The sequence below is a fragment of the Pseudomonas kitaguniensis genome, assembly GCF_049199985.1.
Classification (GTDB): Bacteria; Pseudomonadota; Gammaproteobacteria; order Pseudomonadales; family Pseudomonadaceae; genus Aquipseudomonas; species Aquipseudomonas kitaguniensis.
This window is the reverse complement of record NZ_JBLZPT010000003.1, coordinates 134,709-153,375: the sequence shown is the minus strand read 5'-3', so window position 1 is coordinate 153,375 and position 18,667 is coordinate 134,709. Positions and strand designations below refer to the sequence as shown.

General features: G+C 60.5%; 21 protein-coding genes. 2 read left to right on the top strand and 19 right to left on the bottom strand.

The window, feature by feature from the left end:
- Window positions 1-2 precede the first annotated feature (2 nt).
- Together ACOZK9_RS06145 and ACOZK9_RS06140 are read right to left on the bottom strand one after the other, a co-directional pair.
- Entirely contained in the window at window positions 3-824 is an 822-nt protein-coding gene (locus ACOZK9_RS06145) for an SDR family oxidoreductase (protein WP_421555452.1), read from the bottom strand.
- Between the two features lie 263 nt (window positions 825-1,087).
- Window positions 1,088-1,567: a GNAT family N-acetyltransferase gene (locus ACOZK9_RS06140; RefSeq protein ID WP_058412332.1), complete on the bottom strand. Its 480-nt coding sequence runs from the start codon at window positions 1,565-1,567 to the stop codon at window positions 1,088-1,090.
- 220 nt (window positions 1,568-1,787) lie between these two features.
- On the opposite strand from ACOZK9_RS06140, the gene ACOZK9_RS06135 reads away from it, so the two are divergent.
- Both ACOZK9_RS06135 and ACOZK9_RS06130 read left to right on the top strand, forming a co-directional pair.
- Window positions 1,788-2,117: a hypothetical protein gene (locus ACOZK9_RS06135; RefSeq protein ID WP_099240786.1), complete on the top strand. Its 330-nt coding sequence runs from the start codon at window positions 1,788-1,790 to the stop codon at window positions 2,115-2,117.
- Between the two features lie 51 nt (window positions 2,118-2,168).
- Window positions 2,169-2,435: a hypothetical protein gene (locus ACOZK9_RS06130; RefSeq protein WP_058412334.1), complete on the top strand. Its 267-nt coding sequence runs from the start codon at window positions 2,169-2,171 to the stop codon at window positions 2,433-2,435.
- A gap of 99 nt (window positions 2,436-2,534) precedes the next feature.
- Here the strand turns inward: ACOZK9_RS06130 and ACOZK9_RS06125 are convergent, their stop codons facing one another.
- The 17 genes from ACOZK9_RS06125 to fabD form a co-directional block, all read right to left on the bottom strand.
- Window positions 2,535-3,452, bottom strand: coding sequence for a PfkB family carbohydrate kinase (locus ACOZK9_RS06125; RefSeq protein WP_152750350.1), 918 nt, complete (start codon window positions 3,450-3,452; stop codon window positions 2,535-2,537).
- Window positions 3,445-4,911, bottom strand: a complete 1,467-nt coding sequence (locus ACOZK9_RS06120; RefSeq protein WP_152747925.1) for a purine-cytosine permease family protein — start codon at window positions 4,909-4,911, stop codon at window positions 3,445-3,447. The genes ACOZK9_RS06125 and ACOZK9_RS06120 overlap by 8 nt, the downstream gene beginning before the upstream one ends.
- 59 nt (window positions 4,912-4,970) lie before the next feature.
- Window positions 4,971-5,972 carry an ADP-ribosylglycohydrolase family protein gene (locus ACOZK9_RS06115; protein WP_152750348.1) on the bottom strand — a complete coding sequence of 334 codons (1,002 nt, stop codon included), beginning with the start codon at window positions 5,970-5,972 and terminating at the stop codon, window positions 4,971-4,973.
- Window positions 5,969-6,682, bottom strand: coding sequence for a GntR family transcriptional regulator (locus ACOZK9_RS06110; RefSeq protein WP_058412338.1), 714 nt, complete (start codon window positions 6,680-6,682; stop codon window positions 5,969-5,971). The genes ACOZK9_RS06115 and ACOZK9_RS06110 overlap by 4 nt, the downstream gene beginning before the upstream one ends.
- Window positions 6,683-6,752: 70 nt before the next feature.
- Entirely contained in the window at window positions 6,753-7,313 is a 561-nt protein-coding gene (locus ACOZK9_RS06105; RefSeq protein ID WP_152750346.1) for a DUF1285 domain-containing protein, read from the bottom strand.
- A gap of 14 nt (window positions 7,314-7,327) precedes the next feature.
- Window positions 7,328-7,933 carry a DUF4823 domain-containing protein gene (locus tag ACOZK9_RS06100; RefSeq protein ID WP_058412340.1) on the bottom strand — a complete coding sequence of 202 codons (606 nt, stop codon included), beginning with the start codon at window positions 7,931-7,933 and terminating at the stop codon, window positions 7,328-7,330.
- Between the two features lie 371 nt (window positions 7,934-8,304).
- On the bottom strand, window positions 8,305-9,273 hold the full coding sequence (locus tag ACOZK9_RS06095) for a GTP 3',8-cyclase MoaA (protein WP_152746897.1): 969 nt from the start codon (window positions 9,271-9,273) through the stop codon (window positions 8,305-8,307).
- A 139-nt stretch (window positions 9,274-9,412) separates the two neighbouring features.
- A complete protein-coding gene (locus ACOZK9_RS06090; RefSeq protein ID WP_122251023.1) occupies window positions 9,413-10,081 on the bottom strand; it encodes a TetR/AcrR family transcriptional regulator in 669 nt (222 codons plus the stop codon).
- Between the two features lie 455 nt (window positions 10,082-10,536).
- Window positions 10,537-11,322, bottom strand: coding sequence for a TatD family hydrolase (locus ACOZK9_RS06085; RefSeq protein WP_421555451.1), 786 nt, complete (start codon window positions 11,320-11,322; stop codon window positions 10,537-10,539).
- Between the two features lie 62 nt (window positions 11,323-11,384).
- On the bottom strand, window positions 11,385-12,374 hold the full coding sequence (locus ACOZK9_RS06080) for a DNA polymerase III subunit delta' (RefSeq protein ID WP_421555450.1): 990 nt from the start codon (window positions 12,372-12,374) through the stop codon (window positions 11,385-11,387).
- Window positions 12,367-12,999 carry a dTMP kinase gene (gene tmk / locus ACOZK9_RS06075; protein WP_421555449.1) on the bottom strand — a complete coding sequence of 211 codons (633 nt, stop codon included), beginning with the start codon at window positions 12,997-12,999 and terminating at the stop codon, window positions 12,367-12,369. Before tmk ends, ACOZK9_RS06080 begins: the two co-directional genes overlap by 8 nt.
- 19 nt (window positions 13,000-13,018) lie before the next feature.
- Entirely contained in the window at window positions 13,019-14,200 is a 1,182-nt protein-coding gene (mltG, locus tag ACOZK9_RS06070) for an endolytic transglycosylase MltG (protein ID WP_421555448.1), read from the bottom strand.
- Window position 14,201: 1 nt separating this feature from the next.
- On the bottom strand, window positions 14,202-15,017 hold the full coding sequence (pabC, locus tag ACOZK9_RS06065) for an aminodeoxychorismate lyase (protein WP_122251027.1): 816 nt from the start codon (window positions 15,015-15,017) through the stop codon (window positions 14,202-14,204).
- The gene (gene fabF, locus ACOZK9_RS06060; RefSeq protein ID WP_058412348.1) at window positions 15,017-16,261 is read right to left on the bottom strand and encodes a beta-ketoacyl-ACP synthase II; all 1,245 of its coding nucleotides are present in this window, start codon (window positions 16,259-16,261) and stop codon (window positions 15,017-15,019) included. Before fabF ends, pabC begins: the two co-directional genes overlap by 1 nt.
- 144 nt (window positions 16,262-16,405) lie before the next feature.
- Window positions 16,406-16,642, bottom strand: a complete 237-nt coding sequence (gene acpP / locus ACOZK9_RS06055) for an acyl carrier protein (RefSeq protein ID WP_058412349.1) — start codon at window positions 16,640-16,642, stop codon at window positions 16,406-16,408.
- 192 nt (window positions 16,643-16,834) lie between these two features.
- Complete coding sequence (fabG, locus tag ACOZK9_RS06050; RefSeq protein ID WP_058412350.1) at window positions 16,835-17,578, bottom strand: 3-oxoacyl-ACP reductase FabG; 744 nt, start codon at window positions 17,576-17,578, stop codon at window positions 16,835-16,837.
- Window positions 17,579-17,623: 45 nt separating this feature from the next.
- On the bottom strand, window positions 17,624-18,562 hold the full coding sequence (gene fabD / locus ACOZK9_RS06045) for an ACP S-malonyltransferase (protein WP_058412351.1): 939 nt from the start codon (window positions 18,560-18,562) through the stop codon (window positions 17,624-17,626).
- Window positions 18,563-18,667 lie beyond the last annotated feature (105 nt).

The following is an 18,667-nucleotide window of genomic DNA, read 5'->3' as shown; positions in this document are numbered from 1 at the left end:
TTTTAGTCGTGGTACATCACAGAGCGCCCGCCATCGATCATCAGGCAGGTCGCGTTGATAAAAGGCGCCTCGTCGGTGGCTAAAAACAATGCCGTCATCGCCACCTCAATCGGCTGGCCGATGCGCTTGGGCGGGTGCAAATCGAAGGCGCGCTGACGCTCGGCGTGCGGGTCGGCAAAACCGTTCCAGTAATCGACATTCAGCTGGGTTTCGATATAGCCCGGCGCGATGGCATTCACGCGAATGCCCTTGGGTGCGTATTCGATGCCGAGGGCGCGCGTCAGGCCGAGCAGGCCATGTTTGGCCACCGGGTACGGGAAGCAACCGGGAATGATGTGGCTGGAATGGGTGGAGGCGATGTTGATGATGTTGCCGATGCCCTGCTCGATCATGTGTGGCAACACACTGCGGCAACCGAACCAGGCGCCGTCGAGGTCGATAGCGAAGCAGCGGCGCCAGTCTTCGTCGGTCATCTGCAACGGGTCGCAGAACACATTGACCCCGGCGCAGTTGACCAGCACGTCCACGCGGCCAAACCGGTCGATGGCCAGGTTAACCAGCGACTGCCATTGTTCTTTGGAGGTGATATCGACCGCTTGCGCAATGATGTCGGCGCCGCGTTCGCGCCAATGCGCGGCGACTTTCTCGACTTTTTCGCCCTGAATATCGGCGATCACCAAGCGCGCCTGCTGGGCCTGGAAGCAAGCGACAATCGCCTCGCCAATGCCTTGGGCAGCGCCGGTGATGATCACTACTTTGTTGTTCAGCCGCTCGCCATAGGTAGGCTCGGGCACGGCGGGTAACAACAACGGTTGGGGCTGCATCGCTTCACCTGTTTTATTTTTGGCAGTGAGTGCTGATGCAGCCGACTATAAACCCAGACCTTGAAATATCTCAATATATAAATTTGCATCCCATATTATGAGAAAAACCTAACGAGAACCCCGACCAAACTGTGGGAGGGGGCTTGCTCCCGATAGCGGTCGGTCAGCCAAAAATGTACTGACTGACACACTGCTATCGGGAGCAAGCCCCCTCCCACAGTTGATGCTCAACACTTGATCTTGGTGTTCTCAGGCGCGTGGCTTCAGCCTTCGGCGAAGTCGCGTAACGCATTGCCTTCCATGCGGTAGCGCACCCACTCTTCCTGCGGCTGGGCGCCGATGGATTTGTAAAAGGCAATCGCTGGTTCGTTCCAGTCGAGCACGCTCCACTCAAAACGCCCACAGCCGTTGTCGCAGGCGATTTTCGCCAAGTGGCGCAGCAACTTCTTGCCCGCCCCGCCGCCGCGTTGCTCGGGGTTGATGTACAGGTCTTCGAGGTACAGGCAGTTGCTGCCCAACCACGTGGAATAGCTGAAAAAGAACACCGCAAAACCAATCGGCAAGCCGTCCCGCGAGCAGATCAGGCCATGCGCGGTGGCGCCCTCGCTGAACAGGCTGCGCTCAATATCCACCACACTGGCAATCACTTCATGGCGGGCCTTTTCGTACTCGGCAAGCTCGGTGATAAACGTCAGGATCTGCGCAGCATCGCTGGGCACGGCGGGGCGAATCTCGATGGTCATGGGCGAGCCTTGGGCAAATTCAGAGCGCACATACTAAGGCGGATTCATCACCGATTGCAGTGCAATTTGAGCCTGGCGAGCTGGCTGTGCCCGGTCGCGCAGCACTCGGCACACAAAATCTTACAGGTGCACCAATACCGTTCGTCGCCATCAAGGCACCAACCACAAATGGGGGCTGACCAATAAAGGGTAAGGACATTAATCATATGGAGACACCCCAATGAAGCATTCCAAATTTGCTGCCCTCGCCCTCACCGGCCTGCTGTCTGCTGCCTCGCTGAGCGCCTTCGCCGCGACCTCGTCGACCGGCACCACTAACCCTGCCACGTCCGAATCGCAAAAATCGATGGGCACCGGCATGGACACCAATGGCGGCGCGGTGATCGATAACACCAATGGCGCAGACCCGCGCACCCAAGGCCACGACGCCGGTCGTCAAAGCCCGCCAGCAGTGGGCAACGGCAAAATGGGCCCTGCGGTCAACGACCCGAAAGTTAACAAAGGCGATGACTCGAACATCCCTGGCGCGCCTAAACAGCCTGCGCCATAAGGCATCTACTGCAGCACCAACACCCGATCATTTCCCAGTGAAGAGGTACGCATGAACGTCGATAGAAACCTTGAAAAAGAAGTCCTCACCCGCCTGTTGCACGCCCACCCGCATGGTTTGGGCAAGGAGGTGCTGGACAACTACCGCGGCGAAAAAGAGGTCGCCAGTGTCTTGGCGTTTCTGCAGGACCGCGGGCTTATCAAGGATGGGCATGTGACCACCGATGCTGCCGGTGAATACGCGTTGAACTTGCCGATCAAGCTAACCGCGTCCGGCGTGGACGAGGCGCGTAAGCTGGAAGGCCAGAGTACGCACTGATCCAGGTGCCGATAAAGGCCGAGCAACCTCGGCCTTTCAGGCATTGCAACACCAATGTGGGAGCCCTGCTCCCACATTTTTTTGTGTTTGTTTATTGAGCTATTGAGCGAGTAACGCGTCGACTTCGAGGGTGCCTGGTGAAGTCGCCGGGCCCCATCGCGTCACCGCCAACGCTGCCGCCGCATTCGCCCGGCGCGCCGCTTGAGCAGGCGGTAAACCACTCGCCAACCCGGCAACAAACACCCCGGCGTGCGCATCGCCTGCGCCATTGCTGTCGACGGCGTTCACTTTGAACCCCGGCACATGCTCGGCGTTGCCATGGCGGCTCACCCAACAGCCATTCGCCCCATCGCGCACCAACAGCAACGCCTCGGCAGGCAGGTGACGATTGAGCTCGACCAGCGCCTCAGCCAGCGAACTGGCGCCAGTGAACCCGAGTGCTTCCGGCCCGTTGCTGGTCCAAATGTCGATACGCGGCAGCAACGCCAGCATCAGCGCCGAATCCGCCGCCTTGACCATTGGCCCCGGGTCGAACACCACACAGATGTCACGCGGCAGCGCCAGCAACCACTCCAGCAACGCCTGCGCCTTGTTTTCGAGCATCAGGCTGTAGCCGCTGACGTACACGTAGTCGTCCGCGCGCGGCACCACGCGCGCCAAGTCGTCGGCGCTCAAATCGCCTTCCGCGCCGATATGCGAAATAAACGTGCGCTCGGTGCTGGCTTCGGTCAGCGCCACGCACACGCCGGTGTCCTTGCCCTGACTGGCCGCTTGGGCCATTTCAACGCCTTCGGCCAGCATCGCCGCGCGTGCCAAGTCGCCGAAACGCCCTTCGCCATGACGGCCCAGATACACCACGGGCAGGCCGTTGCGCCGCGCGGCGGCCATGACATTGAAACCGCCGCCCACTTCAAAACTGGCGGATTTGGCGAGTACGTCGCCGCCCGTCGCAGGCAGCGTGTCGAGGGCCATCACCAGGTCGACGATAACCTGGCCGGTGTGCAGTAACCTAGACATTAGGCCGCTCTACCAACGCGGGGCGGCGATCAGCCGCGCCGCCCAATACCGCATAAATCCCGCCAGCCACCAGGAAGGTGACAATCCAGCCCAAGCCGTTATGGCCCAGCCAGGAGTCAGCCAACGGCCCGGCGAACCAAATATTTTCAGCGGTGGTGCCAAGCGTGGTGAAGCTGAAACCCAGCACAATCGCCACGGCCCACGCGCCGAACGCACGCCATTCCACGCCGCCGCGATACCAATAGGCGCTGGTTGGGCTGACGTCCAACAGGTCAGTGGGGCTGTAGTAATGACGGTGAATCAGGTCGACCACAAAAATCCCGACCCACGCGGTAATCGGCACCGCCAGCAGCGAGATGAAGGTAATGAACGGGCCGTAGAAACTGTCGGCGATCAGCATGAAGTAAATCGAACCGGCAAAAATCGCCACGATGTCGACGATCACCGCGTGCACGCGTTTGACCTTCAAACCGAGGGTCAACGTGGTGAGGCCCGCCGAGTAAACCGACAGGTTGTTGGACAGCAGCAACCCGCCAAACGCGGTGATCAGGTACGGCACGGCCATCCACGTCGGCAGCATGTCGCGTATCGCGATGATCGGGTCGGTGGCCGACGCCAGGTCGTTGTTGCCCACCGAGAGCAAGCCGCCGAGGGTGATCAACAGCACCAGCGGAATGCCCGCACCGAACGCGGCGGACGCGACCAGGCGCACCGCGGTGACGCTGCGATGCTGGTAGCGCGACATGTCGGCACCGGCGTTGGCCCAGCCGATACCGGTGCCGGCCGCCATGGTGCCGACGCCGATAATCATTGCACTCAGAGGTGCCGGGGTGGCGTTGAACACCGCGCTCCAGTCGATGGTGGCGCAGAGAAAGCCGCCGACCAGAATGTTCAACGCGCCGAACACGTAAGTCGCCCACTTCTGGATCACCAGCAGCGTGGCATGGCCCAGGCCCGACACCGAGAGCGTCAGCAGCACGAAGATCGCGATGAACAGCAACGTCAGGATCGGAGCGCTTTTGGCCTCGACCGGCGAGTTGAACAGAATCGAACACAGCGACAGCAACACGAAGGCGGCCGTCGTGGTGTTGACGGTTTCCCAGCCGAGGCGCGACATCAGCGACACAATCGTCGGGCCGATATTGCCACGCACGCCGAATATGGCCCGCGATAACGTCAGGCTCGGTGCGCGCCCGCGACGGCCTGCGATGGAAATGATGCCGACCACCGCGAAAGAGCCGGCGGCGCCGAGGACAGCAACGATGATCGCCTGCCAGATGGCCAGGCCACGAAACGCGACAAGGGTGGCGCCGAGCGGCAAACCGAGAATGCTGATGTTGGCGGCAAACCACACCCAGAACAGTTGCAGCGGATGGCCGTTGCACTCGCCTTCGGGGACCGGCTCAATGCCGCGTGTTTCCAATTGCCCGGCGCTTTGGCCGGAAGAAGGGGTACTCATGAGGGGTGCTCCTGGTGCCTGTATTGTTGTGGTTGTGGCAAAACGATCAAGCGCTCTGTTTAACGCAATTGGAGCAAGCCCTGCACCAGTGGCTGCAAGTCGAGGCGGTTGACGTGCTTGACCTGCTCAATCATCGCCTGCGGCCAGCACTGCATGCCCAAACACGCGCCCAACATAGCGCCGAGGATCGCGGCAATGGTGTCCGTGTCGCCGCCAAGGCTCGCAGCCAGGCACAGGCTTTCGAACGCATTCATCTCGCCGACCGCCACTTGCTGCGCGAGGGCAAACGACACCACCACTGATTCCTGAGACGCGACGGAGGTGCCAATCAGCTCGTACAGCAGGTCGGCAAACAGCGCGGCATCGCCGCTGCCGACGCTCAAGGTTCGCGCCCAACTGATGCGGGTCGAAATACGCCCGCCCGCCACCCAGTGCCCATGGCTTTCCGCCTGCTGGGCGATCTGCGTGCCGATGTTCAGCGCTTCACCCAGGTCCACGCCGTTGATGCCGGCCGACACCACGGCCGCCACCGCCGCCGCGCTGGAGATGCCCAACGTGGTGTTATGCGTGACCTGGCAAGCCTGGATAACCGCTTGGATAAACTGCGCCGGGTGGCTGACATCAGCGGCGATCCCCACCGGCGTGATGCGCATGGCGGCGCCATTGGTGGTGCCGTAGCGCCCGGACTCCTCCGGGGTGTGGCCAGCGAGGATCATGTCGATCGCGCGCTTGGTCGATGGCCCCAACAAGTCCTGCGAGCCTTTGGCACGCATCAGCGCTTCCCACTCGATCAGGCGTTGGGCGAGCACCGTCGGTTCGATCGTGCCCTGACCGTCCACCAACAATTGGCCGACCAGGATTGCCTGCTCGGTGTCATCAGTGATCGAGCCAGCCGGCATATTCGGTGCAATGGGCTGGTCGGCATGGGCGTCTTCCAACGCGGTGATAGCGCCAAAGCGTGCCCTGACCTGCTCGCGGCTCAAGGACTGGGTAGGCATGCCCAACGCATCGCCCAACGCCAAGCCATAGAAGGCGCCGAGCGCGCGGGTATTCGGGGTCATTTTGAAGCTCCAAACTGAAGGTGCAGGCGAAAGTGCACAGGGTCGAGCAAGCTTTCGACGTACTCCATGAAGCGCTCGCGGCGGTCGTACGTGGTACGCGAGGCCTTGAGAAACACGGTGCCGGCAGGCCGCCCGAGCAGCTCGGCGTCTTCGGCGCTGAGGGGCTCGGCGCCGATCCATTGGTCACCGTCGGCGCCCACGTAGCCGTAGGCCGCCAGGGTGATGGTCAGGGAATTGTCGATCAGGCCGACCCGCGGCAGGCTTTCCAGGTTACCGCCAGCCGGCATCAGCGAGCGTTCCAGCGACACCGCAGTGCCATCGGTGGTACGACGGCGGCGGTCGAGGGCGATGAATTGATCGCTGCCCAAGCGGCTGAGCAAGTCGGGGCGGGTGACGGCCTCCAGGCGCAAGATCTCGGTGGTGACCAGCGCGCCAGTGTCGGCCAGCGCCTGAGCCCAACCGCTGTTTTGGTCGAGCACGATGCCGTCAAAGGTGACGATGGAGCCGACGCCGCTCTGCGTGGCGATGTAGTTGCGCCGTTTGAGCTCCGCCAGGGCTTCGCGCAAGGTGCCGCGGCTGACCGCAAACTCTTCGGCCAACTGATGCTCGCCCGGCAGCAGGAAACCGTCGGCCATCACCCCACCTTCAATGCGGCGGATGAGCTCGTCGACGACGCGTTGTTTTTTATCGAATCGAACCTGTCTAATCATGTACAAACTGATAACCGAAAGCGCCCGGTCAGCGCAAGCGAATTATGTCAGCAGGATGAAAAAACCGGCCTCAGGGCTCCAGACCAATGCGGAAAAATTCGCCGCCACTCCATACACCCAGCCAGTTCTGACCGTTGATCGTGCGGCTGACGGCCAGCTCGACCAATTGGTAAAACGCGTTGCGGTGCACAAGCGCTTCGAGGTTGCTGCGCACCCGCAGGTACGGCGCGGGTTCCTCAGTCACAGGATCAATCACCACCCGCAGCGGGTGTTCCAGGCCAGCCTCGACCTGCTCATCAACGTTGGTGGTGAAGCGCAATACCTGGCTTTCGCCCTGCCCTTCAACGTCGAGCGTCAGCGCGACAAACGGCGCGTCATCGACGCTGATACCGACTTTTTCCACCGGAGTAACCAGGAAATACTCATCGCCATCACGGCGAATGATATTGGAGAACAACTTGACCATCGGCTTACGCCCGATCGGCGTGCCCTGATAAAACCAGGTGCCGTCGCGGGCAATGCGCATGTCGATGTGGCCGCAAAAGTCCGGGTTCCACAAGTGCACCGGCGCCGGCCCCTTGCCTTTGGGCAGTTGGGCCAATAGGTCATTGGCCTTGGCGGTATCGGTCATGAGGTGCTCCTGGCTTACTGATCGCTCATGCCCAGCAAGCCCCGAGCGTACTGCGCCAAAGGCCGGGCAATCAGATCTTGTGGCTTGTTGTCGTGGAACGTCAGTAAACCGCCACGACTGCGAATACGTGCAGTATCAATCAAATACTGGGTGCTGGTCTCGATCAACATGATCTGGATAACCCCGCTGTCCAGGCCAACACGGTCCAGCGCCTGTTGATCGGTCCACTCATCGGCGTTGCCGATACGGTCATCAGCTGCCGCAAAGCGGCAATACAGCAGGTAATGCGCACCTGCCCCACGCGCTTCGGACATTGCCTGTTCCAGGCCTTCAGGCTTGCGGGCGCGGCGTACCATCGGGAAATACTCGACGAAGCCGTTGAAGGCCTCTTCGGCCACCACGTTAGGCCGCGGGTAGGCGCTGCCCGGCGGCACAAAGGCACCTTGGGCGATAAACACAAAGGAATCCGGCTGTATGCGAACAGAGGCGGTGCGGCGCGTATCACTGTGGTCCAGCAAGCCTGCGTCACTCATCTGATAGCGAGTGCCTTCGGCCATATCGCTGACGGTCATGCAACCACTCAGCGTCAATGACGCCAGCAACAAAACCAGACTACGCATCCTAATCCTCCAGAAGCCGGTGACGGAAATCCGGCGAATGGGCACGAGATGCAGAATCCGCGCCATCCAAAGGTGCGCGTCGTAAATGTGGGAGCGGGCGTGCTCGCGATTGCGGTGTGTCAGATAAGTATTTTTCAACTGACACACTGCTATCGGGAGCAAGCCCCCTACCACAGAAAGAAAAAAAAGCAGATCTGCTGTGTATGCAAAAGCCGCCCTTGATCCGCTTCAACCACTCAGGTCGGCTTTCAGGCCGCCGTGCGCTTGCTTTTGATCTGAGAAGCGCCCCGTTAAACCACGATGGCCGCACGCAGGCTTGCTGCGCGACAGCGCTACATCAAGAATGCAGTGGGGCCTCCCACAGAAACGGCTCAGCCGCCAATGATCTTCATGACGGTCGCCCCACCCGAAAACGCGACTTCCTGTTTGTCGCCAAGCGCCTTCATCAGCAAACCCTGCAACGCCGGCAGCGCTTGATGGCGTGGTTTGTCCAGCAAGTCACCGACATAGTGACGATTGCTCGACGACAAACAACCATGCAGCCAACCGGTCGAGGACAACCGCAGCCGTGAACAGGTACGGCAGAACGGCACGCTCTCGTTGGCAATCACGCCAAAAAAACCCTTGCCCGGCACTTCGTAGCGCACAGCGGTAGCGTCCACCGGCGCATCGGCCTGCAGATACTCATGATGTTCGCCAATCAAACCCAGCAGTTGCTGCAAACTGACGAATTGCTGCAAGAACGCATTGGAGTCTTTGGCCAAGTGCCCCATACGCATCAGCTCGATAAAGCGCAGCTCATAGCCACGTTCGAGGCAGTAATCCAGCAGCGGCATCACCTGATCAAGGTTCTGCCCGCGCAACGGCACCATATTGACCTTGATCTTTATCCCGGCCGCCCGCGCCTGCTCCATGCCGTCAAGCACCGTGGCCAGATCGCCGCCCCGCGCAATACGGCGAAACGCATCTGCGTCCAGCGTGTCGAGCGACACATTGATACGCCGAATGCCCGCCTCCACCAACAAAGGCAGTTTGCGCGCCAGCAGTTGGCCATTGGTGGTCAGGCTAATATCACTGAGGCCCATCTGCCCCACCGCGCCCATAAAGGCTTCCAGTTTGGGGCTGACCAGCGGCTCGCCGCCGGTAATGCGCAGGCGGTCGATACCGGCCGCTTCAATCAGGTACGCAACGCCCCTGGCCATGGCATCGGCCGAGAGTTCGTCTTGGGCAGCCACCAGCCGCTTGCCGTCCGGCACGCAGTAAGTACACGCGTAATTGCAGGCTGAGGTCAGGCTGATCCGCAAATTACGGAACCGCCTGCCTTGACGATCAACGATCATGGATCACTCCGGCAGAGGATTGTTCGGGCACACTAAAAGCTGACTCATTAATCAGCTCTTAGCAAGATCCTTGCCTGAGTATATTCCTGGGGTACAGCAACTGGCAGTAAATCATTGCGCCATCACTGTGGGAGAACGCTTAAGTAGCCGGGGTTTCGACGTTTTTCGGCTCCGCCCCCGGTAGCTCGGCGCTGTGCTTGCGCTTGTTGCCCATGCGCACGCCGATGTCCATCAGGAACTGGAAGAAGCCCTCCTGATCTTCCAGCACATTGCTCCAGAACGGCGAGTGGTACAGCGCCACGGCGCCATGCACCAAGGCCCAGGCGGCGCAGTAGTGGAAATACGGCGGCACATCTTCAAGCTTGCCTTCGCTGATACGACCTTTGATCAGCAGGGTCAGACGCTCGAAGTTCGAGGCGCGAATCTTGTGCAACTCCTCGACCATTTCCGGCACTTGATTGCCCTTGACCACTTTTTCTTCCAGGCGGTCGAACAGGCGGTAGCGCTGCGGGTCACGCATGCGGAACTCGAAGTAAGCCCGTGACAGCGCTTCCTTGTCTTTATCGACATCAGCCGAATGCAGCAGCTCGTTCAAATCACGCTCGTAGTCGAGCATCAGGCGCAGGTAGATTTCGGCCTTGGATTTGAAGTGCTTGTAGATCGTGCCTTTGCCGATGCCCACGGCATCCGCGATCATCTCGACGGTGACGCTGTCTTCGCCTTGTTCGAGGAACAGCTTGAGCGCGGTGTCGAGAATTTCTTGCTCACGGCGGCGAAACTCACGGACCTTACGGGGTTCTTTGTGCATGAGAAAGAGGTCTGCAGAGTTGAATAGGGTGGGTTGCGCCAGGCCACGGATACGTGGCGATACGATTTACCCGATGCACGGGATTATCCCGACTGAACGGTCGCTGAGCAACGTCTATGTGAACCCGCTATGCGTTTTACTTTCCGCTCGCCAACGATTTCATTGATGTCAGTCAGAAACAATACACAACAACCACCGCTGTGCACCCATTCAATGAGAACTCAAGCGAAGCGCGCGTATTCCAAATCTGTTTAAAAAACGATCAGATGCGGCTGGACTGAATGGGATACTGATCAATACTTGAACTGTCGACGTGGCATCTCCCCCCAAGTGACGCGTCGACCTGGGTACCGACGGACTGCGTACCCTTTATTTACTCCTAAAGGCCTTAACCCGGATTCCCCCCCAGAACCCGGGTTTTTTTTGCGCGTGGTTTGGCACATTCCCCGGCGCCGCTAACCGCCGACGTGGGCCAGCGGGAACAGGCGCTTGAAGTTTTCGGTGGTCTGTTGGGCAAAACGCTCGTACGACTCACCGCGCAGCATCGCCAGGTAGTCCGCCACGTCGCGCAAGTATTCGGGCAGGTTGGGCTTGCCACGATGCGGGATGGGCGCCAGGTAAGGCGAGTCGGTTTCCACCAGCAGGCGGTCGGCCGGCACTTGGCGCGCGACGTCGCGCAGGGCATCGGCGTTGCGGAAGGTGACGATGCCCGACAGCGAAATGTAGAACCCCAAGTCCAGGGCGGCCTTGGCCATGTCCCAATCTTCGGTGAAGCAATGCAGCACGCCGGCTTGCGGCAATGCGGCTTCGCGCAGCAGCGCCAAGGTGTCGGCACGGGCGCCACGGGTGTGCACGATCACCGGTTTGCCGGTGTGCTGAGCGGCTTGCAGGTGCAGGCGAAAGGACGCTTGCTGCAGCTCGGCAGCTTCGGGCTCGTAGTGGTAATCCAGGCCGGTTTCGCCAATCGCTACCACGCGCGGGTGGTTGAGTTCGCCCAACAACCAATCAAGCGCAGGCGCTTCACCGGGTTTGAGGTCCAGCGGGTGAATGCCCACCGAGCAATCAACGTCGGCATAACGCTCGGCCAGCGCTTTGACGTCAGCGGCGTTCTCGGCGCTCACGCCGATGCACAGAAAGTGCCCTACCCCACGCTGGCGGGCAGCCTCAAGCGCGGCGTCAAGGGAACCGCCATGCTGGGCAAGGTCGAGACGGTCAAGGTGGCAATGGGAATCTACGAGCATAGGAAATCAGACTTAAGTTACGCAACGTGTGTGGCCAACGATACACCCGCAGGCCTCGAAAATTAACGGCGGCCGAGCAGCCCGACCCACTGCACCAGCAGCGCTTCAAGCAACAGCACGCGGTTGAGGTTGGCTTTGCCAAGCACCTTCTGGCGCTGGGCCAAAATCCAGTCCTGAATGTTCAGCACCTTGTCTTGTGCACTCTTCTGCGCAAGGTACTGCAACACCTTGCGCATGTCCGGCAGGCCCAGGCCGCTTTCGTCCTGGGTCAACTGGTAGCGCAGGATCAGGCTCGACCAGTCGCAGAACCAGTCGAACAGCAGCAGCAACGGAATATCTTTCCAGGCGGTTTCAGCCAGTTGCGTGGCGGACTGCTCTTGCTTGAGCAGCTTTTTGACCCCGTCCACGACCAGCGCCCGTTGCTCGCGCACGCCTTGGGCTTGCAGCTTCACGGCGGCCAGCGGTGAGCCGGCAGCCAGTGTCAGCAACTCGACGCGTTCGTCGTTGGAACACTCAGGTAGCGCCTGCGCCAGCCATTGCAAACTCATCGCCTCACTCGGCAACGGGCACGCTTGCTGTACGCAGCGGCTGCGAATAGTCGGCAACAAGCGGCTGGACTGGTGGCTCACCAGCAACAAGACCGTGTCGCCCGAAGGCTCCTCCAGGCTTTTGAGCAAGGCGTTGGCGGCGTTAATGTTCATTGCCTCCACCGGCTCGATCAGAACCACCTTGCGCCCGCCCATCTGCGCGGTCTGCACCACGAAGCTGACGAGATCACGCACTTGGTCGACCTTGATCGCCTTGTCGGCTTCCTCAGGTTCCAGCACATAGTTGTCGGGGTGGCTGCCGGCTTTGAGCAACAGGCAGGATTTACACGCTCCGCAGGCTTGCAGATCGACCGGCCGCTGGCACAACAGGCTCGCCATCAGGCGCTCGGCCAACGCGCGTTTGCCGATACCGATTGGCCCGTGCAGCAAATAGGCATGCGCGTGCTGGGCGCGCCCGGCCAATTGCTGCCACAGGCTGGCCTGCCATGGATAGGCTTCAGCCACGGGCGCGCTCCAACAGGTTTGGCACCAGCGCATCAATGGCGTGCTGCACCTGCGCCAAGGGCTGGGCCGCGTCGAGCAGGTAATAACGCGCAGGTTCGGCCCTGGCACGTTCGAGAAACGCGCTGCGCACGGCGCAAAAGAATTTTTGGCCTTCGAGCTCAAAACGGTCGAGGCGACCGCGGGCGCTCGCGCGGGCCAGGCCGACTTCCACCGGCAAGTCGAACACCAGCGTCAGGTCGGGGCGCAAATCGCCCTGCACGAAGGTTTCCAGGGTGGCGATGCGTTCCAGCGACAAGCCCCGGCCACCGCCTTGATAAGCGTAAGTGGAATCGGTAAAACGGTCGCAAATCACCACCGCACCACGTGCCAGGGCCGGGCGAATCACTTCGGCCAGATGCTGGGCACGGGCGGCAAACACCAAGAGCAGCTCGGCGTCCGGGTTCATCGGCTCTTCACCTGGCGCCAGCAACACCTCGCGGATGCGTTCAGCCAACGGCGTACCGCCGGGCTCACGGGTCAACACCACTTCGATGCCGTCCAAACGCAAACGCTCGGCCAGGTAATCGCGGTTGGTGCTTTTGCCGGCGCCTTCCGGGCCTTCCAGGGTTATAAACAAGCCAGTCACGGGCAGTCCTTAGTCAGAGTCATTGCGGGCTTTGCGGCGCGCTGCTGTCCGGGGCAGGTTCGGCAGGCGTTTCAGCCGGTGCATCGGTCGGTGCGTCGACAGGTTTGTCTGCGGGCGCGTCAACAGGCACATCGGCAGCTGGCGCCGGCTCTTGCGCAGGCTTTGCTGTCGGCGCCGGGCTGGAGCGGTAATCCGCGCGGCGCTTGAGTTGAAACTCACGCACGGCGGCATTATGCGCATCCAGGTCATCAGAGAAAATATGGCTGCCGTCGCCACGCGCGACGAAATACAGGCTAGTGCCGGGCGCCGGGTTCAACGCTGCGTGGATCGCCTCGCGGCCAACCATGGCAATCGGTGTAGGCGGCAGGCCGGCAATCATGTAGGTGTTGTAAGGGTTGGCTTCCTTGAGGTGCGCGCGGGTCAACTTGCCGTTGTAGCGCTCGCCCAAGCCGTAGATCACCGTGGGGTCGGTCTGCAGCAGCATGCCGATCTTCAGGCGGCGCACGAACACGCCGGCAATCTGACCACGTTCCTCCGGCACACCGGTCTCTTTCTCCACCAGGGAGGCCATGATCAGCGCTTGGTAAGGGTCGGTGTACGGCGCATCGGCAGCGCGCTTGCTCCACTCCTGGGCCAGCACATCGTCCAGGCGGTTGTAGGCTTTTTTCAGGAAGTCGACGTCGGTCATGCCGCGCACGAAGCGGTAAGTGTCAGGGAAGAAGCGCCCTTCAGGGAACACGCCGGGGTGACCGAGTTTGTCCATGACTTCGCTGTCGCTCAGGCCGCTGAGGGTTTGCACGATTTTTTCATGCTTGGCCAGCGCTGAGCGCACTTGACGGAAGTTCCAGCCCTCTACCAGCGTCAGGCTGTATTGCACCACTTCGCCGCGTTGCCACAGGCCAATCAAACCTTCGGCGGTAAGGCCTGGCGTCATGCGGTATTCACCGCTGTGCAACGGCTGACCGTCGAGGTTGAAGCGCCAGTAAAGGCGCAACCAGAAGGCATCGTCGAGCACGCCGTCCGCTTCAAGACGATTGAAGGTGCCGGTCGGGGTCGACCCGGCAGGCACGTCGAGCAGTTGTTCCTGGGGCAGGTTCAAGGGCTGCTTCAAGGCAGAATTGAGCTTCCAGGCCGAGAAGCCGAGCACCAGGCCTGCGGAAACCAAGGCAATCTGCAGCAGTAAAACCAGTTTTCGTATCAACTCAAATATCCAATAGCGCGCGAACAATGCCCTGCAGTTTACGGGTGAGCGGCCCAACCGGCCAGCTCATCGCAGCGTAGCCACGCACCGGCCAAATGCCATAAACGCTGTTGCACACAAAGACCTCGTCGGCCTGCTGCAACTGCTCAAGGCTAATATCGACCACAGCCTGCGGGATGCCCAGCGCCTGCGCTTGAGCCAGAATTTCCGCGCGCATGACGCCAGCAACCCCGCAACGATTCAGATCAGCGGTCAGTAACAAGCCATTGCGCACAACAAACAGATTGCTGAACACGCCTTCGATGACACGCCCGGACATATCCAGCATTAAACCTTCGGCGTGTTCAGCATCTTGCCATTCGGCGCGGGCGATCACTTGTTCGAGGCGGTTGAGGTGTTTCAGACCGGCCAGCAACGGCTGCTCGGCCAAGCGTGTAGCGCACGCAAACAGGCGAATGCCGTCGGTTGCATGTGTTTCGGGATAAGGTGCCGGCGGATTGCCCTGCAAGATACGGCGCACCGGGGCGCCGGGGTTGATGCCATAACCGCGCAGGCTGTCGCCACGGGTGAGGATCAACTTGAGTACACCGTCACCCAAGGCGGCGGCATAGGCCACCACTTCGCCGCGGATCAACGCGTGATCCGCCAGCAAGGCGAGGCGCCTGCAACCCTGGTCGAGGCGTTGCAGGTGACGGTCGAGCAGTACAGGCTGCCCAGCCCTGACGGCGATGGTTTCAAACAGGCCATCGCCGTACGCCAGGCCGCGATCTTTCAGGGGCACGCTGTCCGCTGGCTGACCGTCGACCCAGCTTTGCATCACTCGGCGAACCGGCGGAACACCAGGGAACCGTTGGTGCCGCCAAACCCGAACGAGTTGGAGATAACCACGTCGATCGGCATTGGCTGCGCTTCGTGGGGCACGAAGTTCAGGTCGCAGCCTTCGTCCGGTTCATCAAGGTTGATGGTCGGCGGAGCGACCTGGTCCTTGATGGCCATCACGCTGAAGATCGCCTCGACCGCGCCCGCTGCACCCAACAGGTGACCGGTCATCGACTTGGTTGAGCTGACTGCGAGTTTGTAGGCGTGCTCGCCGAACACCGACTTGATGGCTTCGGCTTCGGCCAAATCGCCGGTCGGCGTCGACGTGCCATGGGCGTTGATGTACTGCACCTGGTCCGGGTTGACCTTGGCGTCGCGCAGGGCGTTGGTAATGCAACGCGCGGCACCGGCACCGTCGGACGGTGGCGAGGTCATGTGGTAAGCATCGCCACTCATGCCGAAGCCGATCAGTTCCGCGTAGATAGTGGCGCCACGCGCTTTGGCGTGCTCCAGCTCTTCGAGTACCAAGGCGCCGGCACCGTCGGACAGCACAAAACCGTCACGGCCTTTGTCCCACGGACGGCTGGCCCGGGTTGGCTCGTCGTTGCGGGTTGACAGTGCACGGGACGCGCCGAAGCCGCCCATACCCAGACCACAGGCCGCCATTTCGGCGCCACCGGCGATCATCACGTCCGCTTCGTCGTAGGCGATATTACGCGCCGCCATGCCGATGCAATGCGTGCCTGTGGTGCAGGCGGTGGCAATGGCGTAGTTAGGCCCCTGTGCCCCCAAATGGATGGACAGGAAACCGGAAATCATATTGATGATCGAGCCCGGCACGAAGAAGGGTGAAATTCGACGGGGGCCGGAATCGTGCAGCGTGCGGCTGGTTTCTTCGATATTGGTCAAACCGCCAATACCCGAACCCATGGCCACGCCGATGCGCTCACGGTTGGCGTCGGTGACCTCCAGGCCGGCATTACGCACCGCCTGAAAACCGGCTGCCAGGCCGTATTGAATGAACAGGTCGAGTTTGCGGGACTCTTTGACCGAGAGGTATTCCTCGACATTGAAGCCCCTTACCGAGCCGCCAAAACGGGTGGAATAGGCAGAAAGGTCAGTGTGTTCGATCAGACCAATACCACTGTGACCAGCCAGAATGCCCTGCCAACTGCTCGGCACATCCGTACCCAGTGGCGACAGCATACCCATACCGGTGACTACGACGCGTCTACGCGACACAGCACTCTCCTTTTTCTTGATGACGACACTTCGCTTCAGCGCTCACGCTTCATCAGACCAAAAGTTTCATCTGAGCTAAAGAAAAAACCGCACGCCGTTACAGCAGTGCGGTTTTCCCTAACAACAAGCGACGACTACAAACTATTACGCCTGGTGAGCAGTAACGTAGTCGATAGCAGCTTGAACAGTAGTGATTTTTTCAGCTTCTTCGTCCGGGATTTCGGTCTCGAATTCCTCTTCCAGAGCCATCACCAGCTCAACGGTGTCAAGGGAATCGGCACCCAGGTCTTCTACGAAGGAAGAATCGTTTTTGACTTCTTCTTCCTTAACGCCCAGTTGCTCGGCAACGATTTTCTTGACGCGCTCTTCGATGGTGCTCATACCTTGTTTAACTCCTAATGGACAAATTCAGGCAGCTGGCCAGTGGGTAAGTGTATAGAAAGCCTTTTCAGTTTTTCAACTGAAAGCTTCACCCGCGTACCCGGCCGACCACCTGCCTATAAATTAAGTTGCAGCTTTATAACGGATTTTAGACAGCTCGTATGACATTTTTTTGAAGCGATCCGTCACAATTTAACTCATGTACATCCCGCCGTTAACCGGGATTGTAGCCCCAGTCACGTATGCCGCACCGTCGGATGCCAGGAAAGTGACCACATTCGCGATCTCTTGAGCCTGGCCCAGACGGCCCAGCGGAATCTGTGTCAGCAACGCTTCACGCTGTGCTTGCGGCAGCTCGCGGGTCATATCGGTGTCGATGAACCCAGGGGCCACCGAGTTGACCGTTATCGAACGCGAACCGACTTCACGTGCCAATGCACGGCTGAAACCTTCCAGACCGGCCTTGGCCGCAGCGTAGTTTACTTGGCCTGCGTTGCCCATGGCACCCACTACGGAGCCAATATTGATAATTCGGCCCCAACGCGCCTTGGTCATGCCACGCAAAACGCCCTTGGACAGGCGAAACAGACTGTTCAAGTTGGTATCGACCACGTCGTACCACTCGTCGTCTTTCATGCGCATCATCAGGTTATCGCGGGTGATACCGGCGTTATTTACCAGAATAGCCGGTGCGCCGAACTGTGCAGTGATTTCAGCCAAAACAGCGGCAACGGATTCGTCGCTGGTTACGTTCAGCTCGAGGCCGGTGCCTTGAACGCCGTTTTCCTTCAAGGTTGCGGCAATACGCTCGGCACCCGAGGCGGATGTGGCGGTGCCGATTACAACGGCACCCTGACGGCCCAGTTCCAGGGCAATCGCCTGGCCAATGCCACGGCTGGCGCCGGTAACCAGTGCAACTTTACCTTGCAGACTCATGCAGGCTTCTCCTAAGTTCGGGGATCGTGGTTCAGGATTAAGAGTTCAGACCAGCGCCGCGCGAGCAGCAGCGAAGGCATCCGGGGTATTCAGGTTGGCAGTCGATACGCCGTCGGCGCAGCGCTTGTTCAGGCCAGCCAGGACTTTGCCGGGGCCGCACTCGACCAGCTCGGTAGCGCCCTTGGCGGCCAGCGCCTGAACCGACTCAACCCAGCGCACAGGCTTGTAGAGTTGTTCCAGCAGGTCGCGCTTGAGGGTGTCGAGGTCGACGGCAATGGCCGCGCTGACGTTCTGCACCAGCGGGATCTGCGGTGCCTGCCAGTTGATGGCGGCAATCGACTCGGCAAACCGCTCGGCGGCCGGGCGCATCAGCTCACAGTGCGACGGCACGCTGACCGGCAATGGCAAGGCGCGCTTTGCACCACGCGCCTTGCAGCCTTCGATGGCACGTTCAACCGCAGCCTTGGCACCGGCGATCACCACCTGGCCCGGCGAGTTGAAGTTCACCGCGCTGACCACTTCACCTTGCGCCGCTTCGGCACAGGCTTCGATCACCACAGCGTCGTCCAGCCCGAGAATAGCGGCCATGCCGCCCTGCCCGGCCGGAACCGCATCTTGCATCAACTGACCACGGCGCTCGACCAGCTTGACCGCTTCAGCGAGGGTCAGGCTGCCCGCTGCAACCAGAGCGCTGTATTCGCCCAGGCTGTGACCGGCCACATAAGCCGGGCGCGCGCCGCCTTCCGCCAGCCACACACGCCACAAGGCGATCGAGGCGGTCAGGATGGCCGGCTGGGTTTTATCGGTTTGGTTGAGTTGCTCTTCCGGCCCCTGCTGGGTCAATGCCCACAGGTCGTAGCCCAGAGCATCGGAAGCTTCTTTGAAGGTTTCCAGGATCAGCGGGTATTGCGCGCCCAGCTCGGCCAACATGCCGAGGGACTGCGAACCTTGCCCTGGAAAGACGAATGCGAGGGATGTAGACATGTAACAAGCCCCTAATAATCTGGTCGTCAAAAATGCACACTCCTACAGTGGGAGCGCACGAAACTGACAGATTGGATGGTCAATTGAACTGGCCGGTCACATTTA

Bases quoted from the DNA above. Each gene is read 5' to 3' on its own strand.
- ACOZK9_RS06145 (WP_421555452.1), bottom strand. From the start codon at position 824: ATGCAGCCCCAACCGTTGTTGTTACCCGCCGTGCCCGAGCCTACCTAT.
- ACOZK9_RS06140 (WP_058412332.1), bottom strand. From the start codon at position 1,567: ATGACCATCGAGATTCGCCCCGCCGTGCCCAGCGATGCTGCGCAGATC.
- ACOZK9_RS06135 (WP_099240786.1), top strand. From the start codon at position 1,788: ATGAAGCATTCCAAATTTGCTGCCCTCGCCCTCACCGGCCTGCTGTCT.
- ACOZK9_RS06130 (WP_058412334.1), top strand. From the start codon at position 2,169: ATGAACGTCGATAGAAACCTTGAAAAAGAAGTCCTCACCCGCCTGTTG.
- ACOZK9_RS06125 (WP_152750350.1), bottom strand. From the start codon at position 3,452: ATGTCTAGGTTACTGCACACCGGCCAGGTTATCGTCGACCTGGTGATG.
- ACOZK9_RS06120 (WP_152747925.1), bottom strand. From the start codon at position 4,911: ATGAGTACCCCTTCTTCCGGCCAAAGCGCCGGGCAATTGGAAACACGC.
- ACOZK9_RS06115 (WP_152750348.1), bottom strand. From the start codon at position 5,972: ATGACCCCGAATACCCGCGCGCTCGGCGCCTTCTATGGCTTGGCGTTG.
- ACOZK9_RS06110 (WP_058412338.1), bottom strand. From the start codon at position 6,682: ATGATTAGACAGGTTCGATTCGATAAAAAACAACGCGTCGTCGACGAG.
- ACOZK9_RS06105 (WP_152750346.1), bottom strand. From the start codon at position 7,313: ATGACCGATACCGCCAAGGCCAATGACCTATTGGCCCAACTGCCCAAA.
- ACOZK9_RS06100 (WP_058412340.1), bottom strand. From the start codon at position 7,933: ATGCGTAGTCTGGTTTTGTTGCTGGCGTCATTGACGCTGAGTGGTTGC.
- ACOZK9_RS06095 (WP_152746897.1), bottom strand. From the start codon at position 9,273: ATGATCGTTGATCGTCAAGGCAGGCGGTTCCGTAATTTGCGGATCAGC.
- ACOZK9_RS06090 (WP_122251023.1), bottom strand. From the start codon at position 10,081: ATGCACAAAGAACCCCGTAAGGTCCGTGAGTTTCGCCGCCGTGAGCAA.
- ACOZK9_RS06085 (WP_421555451.1), bottom strand. From the start codon at position 11,322: ATGCTCGTAGATTCCCATTGCCACCTTGACCGTCTCGACCTTGCCCAG.
- pabC (WP_122251027.1), bottom strand. From the start codon at position 15,017: ATGCAAAGCTGGGTCGACGGTCAGCCAGCGGACAGCGTGCCCCTGAAA.
- acpP (WP_058412349.1), bottom strand. From the start codon at position 16,642: ATGAGCACCATCGAAGAGCGCGTCAAGAAAATCGTTGCCGAGCAACTG.
- fabG (WP_058412350.1), bottom strand. From the start codon at position 17,578: ATGAGTCTGCAAGGTAAAGTTGCACTGGTTACCGGCGCCAGCCGTGGC.
- fabD (WP_058412351.1), bottom strand. From the start codon at position 18,562: ATGTCTACATCCCTCGCATTCGTCTTTCCAGGGCAAGGTTCGCAGTCC.